This is a genomic window from Enterococcus sp. DA9, assembly GCF_008000875.1.
Classification (GTDB): domain Bacteria; phylum Bacillota; class Bacilli; order Lactobacillales; family Enterococcaceae; genus Enterococcus_B; species Enterococcus_B lactis.
In genome coordinates this window covers 427,444-444,503 of the sequence record NZ_CP042839.1, presented here as the reverse complement: position 1 = coordinate 444,503, position 17,060 = coordinate 427,444, and the positions used below count along the sequence as shown (strand labels likewise).

Sequence of the window (17,060 nt, the reverse complement as noted above, 5' to 3'; positions counted from 1 at the left end):
TGTTTTTAACAGTCATCTATTTTCAGGAAGCAAAACAGTTGAGTGTGTCTTCAAATAATGTTCTTTTTGTTTTCGGGTGAGTTTTTTGAATGCAGCTTCTGCTTTTGTTGCTTCGCTTCTTGAAGAAAATACTTCTGCATGGATCATCTTAACAGGTCTTCTTTTTTGAAGACGTGTATATTTAGCGCCAGTACCATTGTTATGTTCCCCTAGTCTCCTAGAAAGGTCTGTTGTGTACCCACCATAAAATGTCTGATCTTTACAGAATAATACGTAAAAATAATGTTTATTTGCCATAGAGCATCTCACGAATCTCTGCTGTGTATTCCCCGTCTGCATCGTAAGTGATCAATGGCGGAGCGACTTTGAATCCATCTAATTTACCTTCTTTGATTCCTTCAACTAACAAAATATTTGCCTCTTTTCCAGCTTTTGGGTAAACAAATTGGATCCGTTTAGGTGCAATCCGATGATTTTGCATAATTTGGATGATCTCTAAGAATCGTTCAGGTCGATGGACCATAGCGAAACGCCCATTTGTTTTTAGTAACTTACTTGAATTGTCGATCACTTCTTCTAATGTTGTATGGATTTCATGACGGGCGATTGCTAGGTGTTTATTAGGGTTCGTTTTATTTGTTGGCAGCCCTTTGAAATAAGGTGGATTGCAGACGACTAAGTCACAAGAATTATGCCGAATGACGGATAAGCTGTCTTTCAGATCGATGGTGTGGACTGTCATCTGTTCATCTAGATGGTTCAGCGCGATGCTACGTCTTGCCATGTCTGCTAGGCGAGGCTGAAGTTCGATAGCATCAATAGCTGCTTGAGTTCGTTTGCTTAAAAACAGGCCAACTGCACCATTACCTGCGCAAAGGTCAACAATCTGTCCTTTTTTAGGCACACGAGAGAAGTGAGCAAGTAGCACAGCATCTAAAGAAAAAGAAAATACTTGGGAACTTTGGATAATTTTGATATCTTCTGCGTATAATTGGTCGATTCGTTCGTCTTCGTGAAGCATGGATTCCCTCCAAAATGAAAAAAATAGTCGTTTGTATTATACTATTTTTATTAAAAAGAACCAAGGTGGCTTGTCAAACCTCTGTTTTTTATGCATACTATGACCATAAGAAGGGAAAGGAAGAGACTATGTTTTATCGATTTATGCGAGGGGTAGTTCGAGTACTATTAGCTTTAGTCAATGGGAATGCCCGTTATGAGAATAAAGAAGTATTACCGCAAGATGAGAATTACATACTAGTTGCCCCCCATCGTACTTGGTGGGACCCATTATATCTAGCGGTAGCTGCAGCACCGAAGGAATTCAGCTTTATGGCAAAAGAAGAACTGTTCAAAAATCCGGTTCTGCGATTTATATTAACTCGATCTAATGCTTTTCCAGTTAAAAGAGAGAATCCAGGACCAAGCGTCATTAAAACACCTGTAAAGATTTTAAAATCGACAAATTTAAGTTTAATCATGTTCCCCAGTGGGACAAGGCATGCTACAGAACTTAAAGGCGGGATGGCGTTGATTTCCAGAATGTCTAAAGCGAAAATCGTACCAGCCGTATACCAAGGTCCACTGACACTTGGGGATTTGTTCAAACGTAAGAGAGTAACAGTGCGTTTCGGTGAACCAATCGACCTATCAGATATCAAGAAAACGGATAAAGAAGGAATGGCGGAGATTGAACGACGAACACAAGCGGCTTTTGACAAATTGGACAAAGAAGTGAACCCAGATTTTAAATATGAAATCAAAAAAAAATAAAGTGATAAGTTTAGGAGTGGGCGGTCTTTTTGAATCTCCTGTTCTGTTCAGACTTTTCGATGAAAAACGAGGGAGAGACGTCAAGTCTGCCCTCTTTTTGCTTTCTAACGTGCAAAATAGAAGACAGGTGTCATGTAATGGATCAAAGTGTTATAATGATTAGAAGGACATTTTTTGAGGTGATTGGATGCGTTTTTTACATACAGCCGATTGGCATATCGGAAAAAAACTACAAGGTTATGACTTGATTGAAGACCAACGTCATGTATTATCTTCTATACTGGATATCGCGAAAGAAGAAAAAGTAGAGGCAATCGTGATTGCAGGAGACTTATATGATAGGAGTGTGCCCGCTGTCGATGCCGTAGCATTATACAATGAATTGATGGTTGATTGGAATTTAAAGGAAGGGATCCCAATTTTTGCTATATCAGGAAATCACGATAGCAGTACGCGACTTTCAGCTGGTACGCCATGGTTCAGTTATTCGAACTATTTTTTGCGAACGCAGCTAGCAGAAGCTTTCGAACCAGTCGAGTTTAACAACATACAATTTTTCTTTCTTCCTTACTTTGAACCAATTGCAGCCAGATTATATTTTGAAGATGACAGTATCCGCACGATCCAGCAAGCGGTAGCAAAAGTGATAGATAAAATGGAGGAGCTGTTCGATTCAGGGAAAAAACACGTATTGATTAGCCATTTTTTTGTAATGGGAAGTGTAAAATCTGATTCGGAAACGAAAATCGAAGTAGGGGGTCTGGATTCGATCCCAGGAGAACTACTTACACCGTTTGATTATGTAGCATTAGGACATTTGCATAATCAAGCAGCTTTAAGACAGGATAATGCTCGCTACAGTGGCTCGCCGTTGAAATTTTCTCTATCTGAGATCAACCAGAAAAAAGGCGTATGGATCGTTGACCTGGCAACAGACCTAGAGTTGAATTTTAGGGAGATCGAACCACTGCATGATATTGAAGAAATAACAGCAAGTTTTAAAGAATTGTTGGATCCTGCCTTCTATCAGTCCGTCAATCGGGAGAATTATATCCAGATCTATCTCACGGACAGAACGATCATCCCGAATATGATGAACCAGCTTCGGCAAATATATCCTCGTATTTTGGGGATTGAACGGGCAAACGGCCGAGCAGAACAAACAAAGCACAAACGAAAAGTACTAGAAATGAAAGATCCTCAAAAATTAGCAGAAGCATTTTTTAGTGAAATGACGGAAGAACAGCTAACGGCAAACCAAGAAAAATGGCTCGGAGAAACGTTGCAAGAAATCATGGAAATGGAATGATCAAGAATGAAACCGAAAAAATTAAAACTTAAAAATTTTGGTCCTTTTATCAATGAGACCGTTGATTTTTCACGATTGACAGAAGCACCGCTTTTTTTGATCAGCGGGAAGACAGGAGCAGGAAAAACGACGATTTTTGATGGGATCACTTTCGCACTTTTTGGTGAAACTTCCGGAAGACTTCGTTCTGGAAAAGAGATGCGTTCCTTGTTTGCTACACCAGAAGAAGAAACAAGCGTGACTTTTTCTTTTGAACATCAGCAGATGAGCTATGAAATCGAACGAAAACCAGAGCAAGTTTTAGCGAAACGAAAAGGAAACGGAACAAAAAAACAGGCAGCTAAAGTAACGTTGACCATTTTTGATGGGAAAGGAAAAGAAATAAAACAAATCACAAAACGTACAGAAGCAGACCAGTTGATCAGAGAACTGATGAATCTCGATGCGAAACAGTTTTCCCAAATCGTTTTACTGCCCCAAGGAGAATTCCGTAATTTTTTGGTTTCATCAAGCAGTGAAAAAGAGACTGTTTTACGTCATTTGTTCGGTACTCAGCTTTTCCAACAGTTCAATGAGCGATTAAAGGAAAAAGCAAAGCAACAGCAACAAAAACTAGATCATTTAGAGCAAAATCTTCATCTTCTGCAAAAAAGATTTGTTTTAGTCAAAGAAGAGGAAGCAGTAGCAGGGTTTGAAGCCGTTCTTTCCCAATGGACAAACCATCAGGCCATACTAGAAAAACAAATCACTAAAGAAAAAGAAGTTTTAGCAGACTATCAGGAGAAACAGAAACAATTAGAAAATTCCTACTATCGTTTTGAAACCTTGAAAAAAAGCTATGAAGAAAAAGCGACATTACTAAATAAGCAAAAGAAATTAGCCGCTCAAAAAGACGAAATAGAGGAAAAGAAACGATGGATTGGGTATTATGAATTTACACAACGCTTAATTGAACCAATCCAGCACCTGAAAGAAATAAAAGCTGAAAAAATAGAACTGTCACAAAAAAGCAATGAACAAACAAAGAAACTAGCGATGACTACGCAACATTATGAAGAGTGGCAAAAAAATGAAACAGACCGCATACATCGGCAAACAAAAATCAAAGAAGCTGCTCAACAATTGCAAAACAAACAGATGATGGTACCGATTGTCGAAGCCTTGCGTAGTAAAAAACAAGAAGCAGAACAATTAAAACATTCATTAGATAAAGAAGAAACGAACGCCGAAAAGCTACATCAAAAACAGGCTATTTATCAGGAAAGAACTCGATTTCTTCAAGAAATCTTATTAGATCAGGAAAAACTGCAGGAAGATCGTCTTGCTTTTGGACAGTTAAAATATCTAGATGAAAAACAGCAGGAAATAAAACAACAAAAAACAAAAAGCATCGAATCACTCGAACAGATAAGAGAAGAGCTCAAAAAAGCAGCCGAAGAAACAACAAAAAATAATCAGCGATTGAAACAACAGATAGAACAAGCAGAACAGCTGAAAAGCCAATGGGCAAAGCAGCAAATTGCTCGTCTTCAGTTTTTCTTGCGTCCGGGGGAACCATGTCTGGTTTGTGGGTCGACAGAACATCCCGTACAACAATCAAAACATGAACAGCCAAATAAAGAAGATATCTTGAAAGTAGAGCAACAACTGGCAGAAGCTGAGTCAGCTGTAGAAAGAACCCAGCAAATCATTGCCAAAAATGAAGCACATGAAAATAATCTTCAACAGCAATTATCTGATTTAGAACAAAAAATCATGGAAACGAATATACAACTAGCTGGACAAGAAAAACACTTACAACAGGCTTTACAACAGGCATTTCCTGAGATAACAGAACAAACAACAACTGCTCTTACAGTAGTCGAACAATCTTTAGATAAACGAAAAAGCAAGATAGCCAATGCAAGAGCAGAACTAGAAGAAATAAGCCAACAAGTAGAAAAGATTGAGCAGCAATTAGCTGTCTACAAGCAGCAACAGACAGCAAAAAATAATCAGCTTCAACAACTGCAAGGCGAAATCAAAAGTTTAGAAAAACAATTACAAGATACGGATAGCAACTGTTTAGAAGAAGAGATACGACAACTTGAAAAACAGTTAGAAGAAGACTCGAACCAACTCGCTGCTGAACAGAAAGCAGGAATGCAATTGTTGCAAGATCTGCATATGCTTCGGACACAGCTTGATCTTCAACAGGAACAAATAGAAAAAACAGATGAAAAAATAGAAAAAGAACAGCAAAGAATAGCTGAAAAGCTGGAAACCCAATCGTATTTTTCAACAACTGAGGAAGTCTGTGCATTCGCACAACAGCAAGCACAATACGAAGAGAACCAGCGCATAATCACTACTTATCATGAAGCACAATTAGTGACAGCTGACCGACTACGTCAATTAGAAAATATCCAGCTGACGGAGATAGTTCCAGATACAGAAGAGATCAGCCAGCAATTGGAAGAGATAAGAGAGATGATCGAAACAAAGCAAGAAAAGATATACAGTTTACAAGAACAAAAAATCAATAACCAGAAAATCTACGATGAATGTCTTTCGATTTATCACGCAAGCCAGACGCAATTAGATGAACTTACGCAATTACAGCAACTTTCGCAAACATTCAACGGAGAAAATCCTAAGAAAACTAGTTTAGAACGGTATGTGCTTCAAGTTTATCTACAAGAAGTGTTACAAGTAGCAAATGATCATCTCCAACGTTTAACGAAAAATCGTTATCAGTTTGAACTAGCGGATACGATCGGCAGTTATCGAGGGAAAACCGGATTAGAAATCAATATCTATGATGATCAGGCAGGCATGTCTCGAAGCGCGCATACGCTGTCTGGCGGTGAAAGTTTTATTGCAGCACTTTCTTTAGCATTAGCCCTTGCGGATGTGATCCAGACACAAGCTGGTGGGGTAGCAATCGATGCATTGTTTATTGATGAAGGTTTTGGGTCATTAGATGAAGAAGCTTTGGAAATGGCGATGGAAGCTTTAGAAACGATTGAAAGTGAAGGAAGAATGATTGGAATCATTAGCCATGTAAGAGAATTGAAAGAACGAGTATTACAGCAAATAAGAATTGATACAGAAGGTAGCGGACAAAGCAAAATACGCTATCAACTTGGATAAAAAGGGAGATTGGTAACTATGAAATGGAGTATTCCGGAAAAAGTCATTGCACGTGGGCGTCAATACTTGCAAGAAGGCCGAGTGTTATCGGTTGTCCCTGACCAAGAAGAAAACGTGTGGCATGCAGAAGTCTTGGGCAGTGAATTGTACATGGTTGATTTGGATGGGACAGCAAAAGAGATAGATTACTGCCAATGTCCATATTGGGAGGAACATAAATATTGTAAGCATACAGTTGCTGTGGAACTTTACTTACGGTCGAAAAATCTATCTCGTATCATGAAAAAAGACCAGCCGATGTTAGAACCGGTAAAAACAACAAGTGAAGGAGAAATCATTGCAAAAGGTTTTTCTCGTCTAAAAACACAAAAAAATCCTCAAGCGGTGCAACCCTTGATTATTGAATACCAAGTAGAAACGATTGAGACAAATCAGTATCATCCAGAGCTTTCTATTTTGGCGCTTTACTTACGCATCGGTTCTTTGGCATCGCCGAAAAAGACATATATCGTAAAAAACATCTATGATTTTTTACAGGCTTACACAGAAAAAGAAACCTACACAGTCAATAAGCAGTATCAGTTTCGTCTAGATAAACGGGCTTTTCAAAAAGAAGATCAAAAAATACTCGCTCACCTTGCAGGAAGTGCCCAAACGCATCAATTATTAGGCACGAATGGCTTGCAAGTCAAAGGGAAACTAGATAAAAGATACCTGCTTCTCCCAGTAGAACAAGCCCGCTTCCTGCTAGAACAGATGAATCAGACGACACGTTTGCATCTGCAAATAAATGGACAAAACGATCAAGGAATCCAATTTTCCGATCAAAACAAGCCTTTATCATTCAAAGTGGAAAAACAGGAAGAAGACTATTTATTGCAAGCATTGAATGATTTTGATTTTTTCTTTATGCATTATCAGTGGGGACTTATCCAGGGAGTATTCTATTCTCTAACGAAACATCAACAAACAGTTTATCAAACTTGGAAACAATTGATTCGCCGATTGGAGAAACCAGAAGTAATATTCAAGAAAAAAGAACTACCGGCCTTGTTTAAAGAAATCATTCCTCTTCTTTCGGAGATTGGAGACGTAGTGGTTGCCTCTGAAGTAGAAAAGGAAGTAGCGGATATTCCAGTCGAATTTATTTTCTTTTTCCGAAAAGCCAAAGGAAAAATCCAAGCTCGAGTCGATTTCGTTTATGGCGAAGTCATCTATTCGACCGATCCAAAACATGAGGTCTCGGCCAATCAGGACTTTCAGGTGCTGCGTGACAGAGCTGAAGAGAAACGAGTCCTTGATTTATTCAGGATGTATCGCTACCAGAAAAATGAAACTGGCTATGAGCGTCCGTTGCCAAGCGGGGAGGAACTGTATGCCTTTTTCCGTACAGAACTATCTGTTTTCCGTCAGTTTGGTGAAGTCAGACTTGGCAGAAAGTTGCGGGAGTTGTATTTAGATGCGCATAAACATCAACCGCAAATCGAAGTAACCGAGACTGGTTCATGGCTTGATATTCGATTCGACGTATCGGGGATAGAAGAGCAAGAGATTGATCATGTACTGCAAAGCTTGTTGCGAAACGATGCTTTTTATACATTGGAAAACGGACAGGTTCTTTCTTTTGATTCAGAGGAATTCCAACAAACAAGCCAAGTATTGCAACAATTACGGGAGTCAATACGTTCAGAAGAAGGGACGATCCATGTACCTAAGAATCAAGGACTGATCATTCAAAATCAATTGGAAAAAAGCAATGCTACTTTTAGCGAATCGTTTCATACGATGGTCCAAAATCTCATTCATCCAGAAGGGTATCAGGCACAACTTCCCAAAGGATTGAATGCAAAGATGAGAGAGTATCAGAAGCAAGGGTTCCGATGGTTGAAGATGTTGGGCCATTATCAGTTTGGCGGTATCTTAGCCGATGAAATGGGACTTGGGAAAACACTGCAGACGATTGCCTTTTTACTTTCGGAAAAAGAAGAACGGGAAAGCTTTTCTGCTTTGATCGTAGCGCCGGCCAGCTTAATCTACAACTGGCAGGCAGAGGTAAAAAAATTCGCTCCTTCTTTGAGTATCCAAGTAATCAATGGGAATAAAAAAGAACGGGAAGAATTGCTGGCTAAAGACACAGATATTCGAGTGACCTCTTATGCCAGTTTGAGACAAGATTTAGCTGATTACCAATCACAAAAAATTGATTATTTGATCCTTGATGAGGCGCAAATGGTCAAAAATAGTAGTACGAAAACTGCTCAAGCATTGAGAGAATTAGCTGTGCCTCAGCGATTTGCATTAAGTGGGACACCAATCGAGAATAATTTAGAAGAATTGTGGTCATTGTTTGCAACAATCATGCCAGGATTTTTCCCAACCAAAACAAAATTCAGAGAACTTGCCGCAGAAGAAATTGCGCAAATGATCCGACCGTTCATTTTACGGCGAGATAAGCAAACTGTGTTGAAAGACTTACCAGAAAAAACAGAAATGAATCTATATTCTGCACTGACAGAAGAACAAAAGACCGTTTATTTAGCTTACTTGCGTCAAATGCGTGAAGAAATCTCGTCAATGGATTCTGAAGCATTCAAGAAAAACCGGATCGGGATACTAGCAGGTCTGACAAGGTTGCGTCAAATTTGTTGCGATCCTCGTCTGTTTATTGAAGATTACCAAGGCGGTTCTGGCAAACTCGAACAAGTAAAAGATCTATTAGTCGCTGCCAAAGAGAACAAACGCAGAGTTCTGCTGTTTTCTCAATTTACAGGTATGCTTACTATCTTACAAGAAGAGTTAGCCGAGCTGGGGATCTCAACATTTTATTTAAGAGGCAGTACAAAACCGCAAGATCGATTAAGTATGGTAGATGCATTTAATGCAGGCGAAAAAGATGTTTTCCTGATTTCTTTAAAAGCCGGGGGAACGGGACTGAATTTGACAGGAGCAGATACGGTCATCTTGTATGACCTTTGGTGGAACCCTGCAATTGAAGAACAAGCTGCTGGTCGTGCGCATCGAATCGGTCAGAAAAATGTGGTAGAAGTGTGGCGTATGATTTCTGAAGGAACGATTGAAGAACGAATGGATTCGCTCCAACAAGAAAAACGCGAACTGTTCCAAAAAGTGATCCAAGGAAATGAAGAACAGCTGACAAAACTGACTGAAGAAGATATCCGCATGATCTTAAGTGTAGGAGAGATTGAGAAGTAAGAGATTCGAAACAATCGTTCAGTAATGGATAAGAAGATCTTTCGAAAAAAGCAGGTGTTTAGTTGATTTAAGAAATAGCAAGGAAGTTGGGTTTCCGTTTTAACCCGATTTCCTTGCTATTATTTTTTGTTTTTATTTATAGGAGTTAAGCAAAGATTGTCTTCATTGTTTCTAACAGCTGATCAAAAGAAGAAATTTCGATATCGCAAATAGGAGTCTGGTCGATTTTGCGTTCTCGATGGTTGAACCAAAGTGCTTGCCAGTCGGCACTTTTTGCACCTAGAACATCATTGTCATAATTGTCGCCAACATATAGAGTTTCTCCTGGAAGCATATGAAATTCTTTCTCAGCAAGTTGAAAAATCTCTTTTTCTGGTTTTTGGAACCCTGTTGCTTGAGAAACCAGCATGTTGTGGGAAGGAATCCAATTGTTCAATTGAAGTTGTTTTAATTTTTTTGTCTGATGGTCAGTCGGTCCATTTGTGATAATTCCTAATGGGACATTTTTTTCCTTCAAGAAGTCAAGTGTTTTTTTGACCTCCTCATGCAAACAGATATTATCAAGTTCTTCCTCGTAAATTTTTTGAAATAGGAGACCTTTTTCTTCTGTGATGTGAGGGTAGTCTAAATCTTTTAGTGATTGGCTGATTCGATGTGCTCGCATATATTCTAGCGTCCACTCTCCTGCCATTACTTTTGGAAAGTTTTCATCACTATGATGACGGAAGCGGATATATAGTGGATGCATAGCTTCATCTGAAACAAGCGGCACGACTCTTTTTACCGCGTTTCGAAATGGCTGCTGCTGATCATACATTGTATCATCAACATCAAACACAACTGATTTAATCAAAATTTTACACGCCTTTCGGTTTTCATTGATTTTTTCACAAATCCTTGACTATTGTAACAGAAAAAATTATCTAAAAAAGCTGATAAATAAAGGTTTTTCTTACTATATTTCTGTTTCCTTGACAGAATAAGGTTTTTAGATTTCAGTTTTTTTCACTAAAAATCATGAAACACGTCAATAGGTTTGATGAACAAATTAATCATTATTGTGTAACTCGGTTGGTTTATTTTAATGCAATCTCTGAGGAATTTTCGAAAGGTTTATTTTTTTAATACAGTCTCAATATAACTATTCAAACATAAAATAACGTTATTTAGTTTATTTGTTTATAGTAAATTTTATCTAGTAATCATTGCTTTAAAATATTGTGCTTATATAACAGAGAAAATAAGCGTTATAATAAAGAACAATATTATCTAAAATGACAAGAAACATTACTATCAAAGAAATAAAAAACATAAAAAATCTTAAGAAATCGGTTTCATTTGTGCTTTTAGATAAAATAATAGTACAGTTTTATTGGCTGTTTCATCGTCTTGTAAAATTTGAATTAGATTTGAAAACTCTAATTTTTAAATGATAGAAAAAGCAAGAATGCTGGTTTTACTGTATATTAACCTTAGATAACTTTCATTTTTTTAAAAAAATTATGAAAAAAAGGTAGCTATTTAAAAGTTGATTATGTATAATAGAAACAGATGGGAGACTATTATGATCTTCTGTTACAAAAAAGTGATTCTTATCACGAAAAGGAGTGGTGCACGTTGTTAACATTATATACTTCCCCAAGTTGTACTTCCTGCAGAAAGGCTCGTGCGTGGTTGCAAGAACATCAGATTCCATTTGTTGAACGTAATATTTTTTCAGAACCATTGAACAGTTCTGAATTAAAAGCGATTTTACAAATGACAGAAGACGGAACAGAAGAAATCATCTCGACACGTTCCAAAGTATTCCAAAAACTGAACATGGATTTAGATGATCTGCCGTTACAAGAACTATTGGAACTTGTGCAAAACAATCCTGGATTGCTTCGCCGTCCAATCATGATTGATGATAAACGTCTACAAGTTGGTTTTAATGAAGATGAGATTCGTCGATTCCTGCCGCGCGATGTACGACAATTAGAATTGCGTCAAGCACAATTGATGGCTGGATTATAGAAGATAAAATGAAACTTGGAAAAACTATTACGATGATAGTTTTTCCAAGTTTTTTTGTTTTTATAAATAGCGTTCTTTATTGTGGGCACAAAAAAGGGTGTGAGAGTGGTCATGGTATGAAAAACAGAAGTGATTGATTAGCTAAAAAGTCGGCTATATAGTATTCATCTCCCAAAAATGTTATAGTTAAATAAGATAGCTTGAACGATTGAAAAAATCTGCTGGTTTTATTAAATTCACTTAACAGCGGGATTTTTTTTCTTTACATTTAAGCTGATTTCGCTACAATGAATCTATATTGAACATTGCGGCAAAGTGAGGTGTAGCAAAATGGAAATGGAACACATTAATGAAAATACGATCCGTGTACTGATAGGTCATGAAGATTTAGAAGAACGGGGCGTTTCATTTTTGGATTTACTTGGCAATCACAAAGAAATCGAAAATTTCTTTTATAGTATTCTGGAAGAAGTTGATATCGAAGAGGAGTTCCGAGGAAGCGAAGCTGTCACTTTCCAAGTTTTGCCAAAAGGAGACGGATTAGAACTGTTTATCAGTAAAAACCTGCCAGATGAAGAAATTTCTCAATCAGAAGATTCTGCTGTTGATTCAGAAGACGTGAGCGAATTTCTCCGTCAGCAAATTATTGGTAGCGATCCGGAAGAAGAATTATCTGGAAGCGCCCTAGAAGAACAGGAAAGACAAGCAATTTTTGCTTTTGAAGATTTTGAGCAAGTGATCCAGCTGGCAACAGACGTTGAACTAGAGTCTGCTTGGACTGATTTGTACTTATTTGAAGAGCGTTATTACCTAGTCGTTCATTTCTGGATGGAGAATCTCAACCAAGCGGATGTAGAGAATCAGATTGCTCGAATTTTGGAGTTTGCAGAAAAGAGCGATCGTACACCAGAAACATTGAGTGAATATGGAAAGTGTCTGATGGCGCGTAATGCTATCGAGCGTACGAAATTTTATTTTGTATAAATCACTATTATAGTAAGAGCCATATCGATCATATATCGATATGGCTCTTTTTCGTGTAAATAAATGGCTAGACGTAAATAAGTTCAGAGGGAGAAAAATGCTGCTTGCGATGAATGAATATCATGAATGCTGTTCTGCTAAATATGCAGAAAAAGAGAAAATGTATTATTGTCGTAGTTGTCGGAAAAGAGTGGTTTTGAAAAAGGGAAAGAAAAAATGTGCTCATTTTGCCCATCGAAAAACCGAAAACTGTTCGGTTTTTAGTGAGGGGGAATCAGAAGAACACTTGCAGTTAAAGGAATGTTTCATGGATTGGCTGGGACAGTCAGCAGAACCTGTATTTTTGGAAGCTTATTTGCCAAGATTGAGGCAGAGACCAGATATTTTATTGGCTAATCTAGCATTAGAAATCCAATGTTCTAGGTTGTCTCATCAGAGATTTTTTGAAAGAACCAAAAATTATTTGAACAACGGTTACCAAGTATGGTGGATACTTGGTCATTCTTTTCTTGGACAACGGCAATTTTCATTGATAGAAAAAAGTTGCTGCTATTATAATAGAAAAAGGGGGGTACATTGTTGGAAAGCTGACCTTAAGAACCAAAAACTTTATTTATATCATCATATTACAGAGACTGTATCAGGTCACATTTCTTTTTTCAGTAGCTGCTGGACTTTTTCTGGTAATGATCTTAAAAAAATATTTACTAATAATGAGATCAAAATAAATCAGATGAAGAAAACAGACAAGTTAAGCGAGGATGGGAAGAAGTGGTTGGCGCGCCAGCTGATTTACAAACAAAAAAATACAGTATCCATACAAGAACAGTGCTACTTGCGTCACAAGCACCTTTTGTATCTATCACCGTGGATCTATCAAAACAGTCGGTTTTTCTTTTATTTACGAGAACAGGTTTTTCTTTATCGAATGTTGTACGAAGAATCCTTAAAGCAACAGAAAGTACCTGATTTTAGCTCATGGTTTTGCCAAGTAAAAGAATATAAAAGGGAGTGGCTTTTCCCTATGATTGAGGAAGAGATGGTCTATCGGCAATTTTTTGATGAATGCACACATTTATCCTCTTGGAAAATATAGTAAGTATAAAAATAGAACAGGAACCGGTTTTCTATGTAAAACAAGTTTCAGTTGTGCTAAAATTGATAGAAGCAGACACATAGATTAGTAGAAAAATCAGACGCTGTAACATGTGGATGTGAGACGAGGATCTATTTTGAAAGACCGAGACAAAAGGATATAAAAAGGAGTGGATTTCATGGAAGTAAAGCAGTTGCCAAAACGCGAAGAATTGCCTGAAAATTTAACTTGGGACTTGACCAAGATCTTTTCAAGCGACAAAGAATTTGATGAGAAATATCTAGAATTATCAGAAAAGTTAAAAAAATCTGAAAAATATAAAGGAACACTTAATCAAGGCGCTTCTCAATTTCTTGATGCGATTGAATTTGTGTTGAGTGTTTATCGCCAAACCGAAATCATTTATGTCTATGCACACCTTAAAAACGATCAAGATACTGGGAATACAGAATATCAAGCGCTTTATGCAAGAGCAAGTAGTTTGTTTTCAAAGGTTAGTGAAGCTGTTTCCTGGTTTGAACCAGAAATATTGCAGTTATCAGATGAACGGATTTGGCAATATTTCAAAGAAGAACCGAAGTTAGAAGTCTATCGTCACTATATCCAGCAAATAGTAGATAATCGTGCCCATGTTTTATCTGCCGATCAGGAATCGCTTCTTGCAGGAGCAGGAGAAATCTTTGAGGCTTCAAGTGATACATTTGCTGTTTTGAATAATGCAGATTTAGTTTTCCCAACGATCGAAGGAGAGAATGGTGAAAAAGTCCAATTATCTCATGGTGTGTACGGTCAGTTGCTAGAAAGCACGGATCGAAGTGTTCGCGAAGCCGCATTTAAAGGGTTGTACAGTGTTTATGAGCAATTTAGAAATACGTTTGCTTCTACTTTAAGTACGCATATAAAAGGACATAATTTTAAAGCAAAAGTTCGTAATTACAGCTCTGCCAGAGAAGCATCTTTGAGCAATAATCACATTCCTGAAAGTGTATACGACACTTTGGTAGATGTAGTAAACAAGCATTTGCCTTTGCTGCATCGATATATGGAATTACGGAAACGTTTATTAGAAGTGGAAAAACTGCACATGTACGATCTTTATACACCGGTCTTAGGAGAAGCTCCAATCACCTTTACGTATGAAGAAGCAAAAGAGAAAGCTTTGGAAGCACTGAAGCCAATGGGCGAAGAGTACATGACTATTGTAGAAAAAGCATTCTCTGAACGTTGGATCGATGTTGTCGAAAATAAAGGAAAACGAAGTGGTGCCTATTCTTCGGGAAGCTATGACACAAATCCATATATTTTATTGAATTGGCATGATACATTGGATCAATTGTTTACGCTTGTCCACGAAATGGGACATAGTGTCCACAGTTATTTCACACGATCGAGCCAACCTTATGTATACGGTGACTACTCCATCTTTTTAGCAGAAATAGCTTCGACAACGAACGAAAATATCCTAACAGAATATTTATTGGAAACAGAAAAAGACCCTCGCGTCCGAGCTTATGTGCTCAACCATTACTTGGATGGATTTAAAGGAACAGTTTTCCGCCAGACACAATTTGCTGAATTCGAGCACTTCATGCATACGGAAGATGAAAAAGGTGTGCCATTGACTAGTGAATATCTAAGTGATAGTTATGGTAAATTGAATGCAAAATATTATGGTCCGGCAGTCGAAGAAGACCCAGAAATCAAATTTGAATGGTCACGGATCCCGCATTTTTACTATAATTACTATGTCTTCCAATACTCGACTGGTTTTTCTGCTGCTTCAGCGTTGGCGAAAAGAATACTTAGTCAGGAACCAGATGCGCTAGAGAACTATTTGGCTTATCTAAAAGCTGGTAACAGTGATTATCCTGTTGAAGTGATGAAAAAAGCAGGAGTAGATATGACACAGGCTGCGTATATCGAAGATGCAATGTCGATGTTTGAACAACGACTAAACGAATTAGAAGAATTGATTGATCGTTTATAAGATTTTTGATTTTTTCGAATAGAAACGAAAAAAATACGTCGGCTCTCTTGTAAGGGAGTCGACGTATTTTTTTAATTAGAAAGCAAGTGTAAATGGCTAGTTCGTGAATGGAACTGAGAATCATTTGTATGTAAATGTTCACCATTAAAAACTTGATACGAGTTATCTGTTGTTTTACACAGCTCTTTGATTCTCCAAAGGCTGCTTGTGCCTTCTACTTCTACTAAAACACCAAAATCACGATCGCAAGCGTAATTGTAAACGACTGCGGAAGGATGTTTCGTGATGCCCATTTCTCGAGCAATTTTTTGATCGGAAAAGAATACTTCTTTAACAAAGTCAGATTGCCGATCTTCTTTAAACATATTCAAATCGCCGCCAATCTCTTCAAATATCGATTCAGCAAGTGCATGAGAATATGGTATGTTATTGCAGCCGACTGCTTCTTGCAGTTTGATCAAAAAATGGCGGCCTTTTTTCTTTCCTTGGAATTGAGCCGCTTTGCAGTCTAATGCGGCAGAATAAGTCGTTGAGAATAAGTGGTTGCGTTTCTCAAGATTGTTTTGAGAAATTCCTTTTTGTTGCATGACATCCCCAATTGTCTGCAAATTGACCAAAGGAAGAAAGCGAAATTGCATCTTTTCTTTTGATGGTGTTCCGTACTCTTCTTCAATAAATTGTAATAACTGTTGCTCCATTTTGAAACAATATTCCCCTAAAGGATTAACAAATAAATAGATTTCGATCATATGAATCTCCCCCAAAATAGATTCTATACAACTAGTGACTAGATTCTTTCACATCCTATAACTTAACAGAAAAAAGTAAAAAAATGAACTCAAGTGCCTCGTGAAAATGAAAGGTTTCTAATTTTTAGCCTCAAGCATACGTTGAATCTTGTTCTTAGCAGGACGATAAGGCAAAGAAAAACGTTTTAAAAAATTTATAAAAGCAATTTTTCCCGCAGATGCATCCACTACCTCTAGTTCTAGTTCAAAATCGTGAAGATTGTCTCCCCAGCTTTCATCGATAGCTAAAAGTCCTTCTTTAATGGGGAACTCAGCCCGTTTTGTTGTAAGCTTTCCTGTTTGGATCAATGAAGCAGGATCGATATTCAAATCAGAAAGTTTTTGAAAAACTGCGCCTGAGCGAGGCAAACGTTTTTGAAAGATGAATGCTTCTGCTTCTTCTGTTACAAAGGTATCCGTCGTTTCGAGACGACCTTCCTCAGCAGGTGTTTTTAATGTATATTCAGCTTGATGACCAACGAAACGGATTCGTAGGCCACAATTTTGTTTCTTCAGCTGTTCATCAACGGTATCGAAGTAAATATTAGTCTGTACACGGAAATCATTATCTGTTAATTGATAGTGAGCGATGAATATCTCGTACTCTTGCTTTGTCAGCATAGATTTATATTCGATTTCAAGCATTTGCGTCATTTGATCGACTCCTTTTTGTCTATTTTGCCTAATTTTCTTTTTTTGGTCAATGCATAACTCAAGAGTACGAAAAAACTTTGCATATATGGTAGAATAAACAATGAATGT

Annotated in this window: 13 protein-coding genes; 8 read left to right on the top strand and 5 right to left on the bottom strand. The window is 37.6% G+C overall.

The features are described from left to right. Positions 1-12 precede the first annotated feature (12 nt). On the bottom strand, positions 13-297 hold the full coding sequence (locus FTX43_RS02960; protein WP_002309959.1) for a GIY-YIG nuclease family protein: 285 nt from the start codon (positions 295-297) through the stop codon (positions 13-15). After that, positions 287-1,021, bottom strand: coding sequence for a tRNA1(Val) (adenine(37)-N6)-methyltransferase (locus FTX43_RS02955; protein ID WP_002309960.1), 735 nt, complete (start codon positions 1,019-1,021; stop codon positions 287-289). The genes FTX43_RS02960 and FTX43_RS02955 overlap by 11 nt, the downstream gene beginning before the upstream one ends. A gap of 128 nt (positions 1,022-1,149) precedes the next feature. Here FTX43_RS02955 and FTX43_RS02950 point away from each other — a divergent pair, with 128 nt between their 5' ends. The 4 genes from FTX43_RS02950 to FTX43_RS02930 all read left to right on the top strand — a co-directional run bounded on the left by FTX43_RS02950 (position 1,150) and on the right by FTX43_RS02930 (position 9,427). Beyond that, the gene (locus FTX43_RS02950) at positions 1,150-1,773 is read left to right on the top strand and encodes a 1-acyl-sn-glycerol-3-phosphate acyltransferase (RefSeq protein ID WP_002309961.1); all 624 of its coding nucleotides are present in this window, start codon (positions 1,150-1,152) and stop codon (positions 1,771-1,773) included. A 187-nt stretch (positions 1,774-1,960) separates the two neighbouring features. Continuing rightward, positions 1,961-3,082, top strand: a complete 1,122-nt coding sequence (locus FTX43_RS02940; RefSeq protein WP_002309963.1) for an exonuclease SbcCD subunit D — start codon at positions 1,961-1,963, stop codon at positions 3,080-3,082. 6 nt (positions 3,083-3,088) lie between these two features. Beyond that, positions 3,089-6,214 (top strand): SbcC/MukB-like Walker B domain-containing protein, encoded by a 3,126-nt coding sequence (locus FTX43_RS02935; protein WP_073490493.1) that lies wholly within the window; start codon positions 3,089-3,091, stop codon positions 6,212-6,214. Positions 6,215-6,232: 18 nt separating this feature from the next. Further along, the gene (locus FTX43_RS02930; RefSeq protein WP_002335221.1) at positions 6,233-9,427 is read left to right on the top strand and encodes a DEAD/DEAH box helicase; all 3,195 of its coding nucleotides are present in this window, start codon (positions 6,233-6,235) and stop codon (positions 9,425-9,427) included. Between the two features lie 145 nt (positions 9,428-9,572). Here FTX43_RS02930 and FTX43_RS02925 read toward each other — a convergent pair whose 3' ends face one another. After that, positions 9,573-10,280, bottom strand: a complete 708-nt coding sequence (locus tag FTX43_RS02925) for an HAD family hydrolase (RefSeq protein WP_086307489.1) — start codon at positions 10,278-10,280, stop codon at positions 9,573-9,575. A gap of 764 nt (positions 10,281-11,044) precedes the next feature. Between FTX43_RS02925 and spxA the strand changes: the two genes are divergently transcribed. From spxA to pepF, 4 genes are all read left to right on the top strand, one after another. Further along, positions 11,045-11,443, top strand: coding sequence for a transcriptional regulator SpxA (gene spxA, locus FTX43_RS02920; protein WP_002296384.1), 399 nt, complete (start codon positions 11,045-11,047; stop codon positions 11,441-11,443). A 330-nt stretch (positions 11,444-11,773) separates the two neighbouring features. Further along, positions 11,774-12,427 (top strand): adaptor protein MecA, encoded by a 654-nt coding sequence (locus tag FTX43_RS02915; protein WP_002309970.1) that lies wholly within the window; start codon positions 11,774-11,776, stop codon positions 12,425-12,427. A 97-nt stretch (positions 12,428-12,524) separates the two neighbouring features. Then, positions 12,525-13,523 carry a competence protein CoiA gene (locus FTX43_RS02910; protein WP_002335219.1) on the top strand — a complete coding sequence of 333 codons (999 nt, stop codon included), beginning with the start codon at positions 12,525-12,527 and terminating at the stop codon, positions 13,521-13,523. Between the two features lie 178 nt (positions 13,524-13,701). Then, positions 13,702-15,510 (top strand): oligoendopeptidase F, encoded by a 1,809-nt coding sequence (gene pepF, locus FTX43_RS02905; protein ID WP_002309974.1) that lies wholly within the window; start codon positions 13,702-13,704, stop codon positions 15,508-15,510. Positions 15,511-15,581: 71 nt separating this feature from the next. Here the strand turns inward: pepF and FTX43_RS02900 are convergent, their stop codons facing one another. Next, the gene (locus FTX43_RS02900; protein WP_002309978.1) at positions 15,582-16,259 is read right to left on the bottom strand and encodes a ClpXP adapter SpxH family protein; all 678 of its coding nucleotides are present in this window, start codon (positions 16,257-16,259) and stop codon (positions 15,582-15,584) included. 117 nt (positions 16,260-16,376) lie between these two features. Further along, positions 16,377-16,952 (bottom strand): CYTH domain-containing protein, encoded by a 576-nt coding sequence (locus tag FTX43_RS02895; protein WP_002314142.1) that lies wholly within the window; start codon positions 16,950-16,952, stop codon positions 16,377-16,379. Positions 16,953-17,060: the final 108 nt, after the last annotated feature.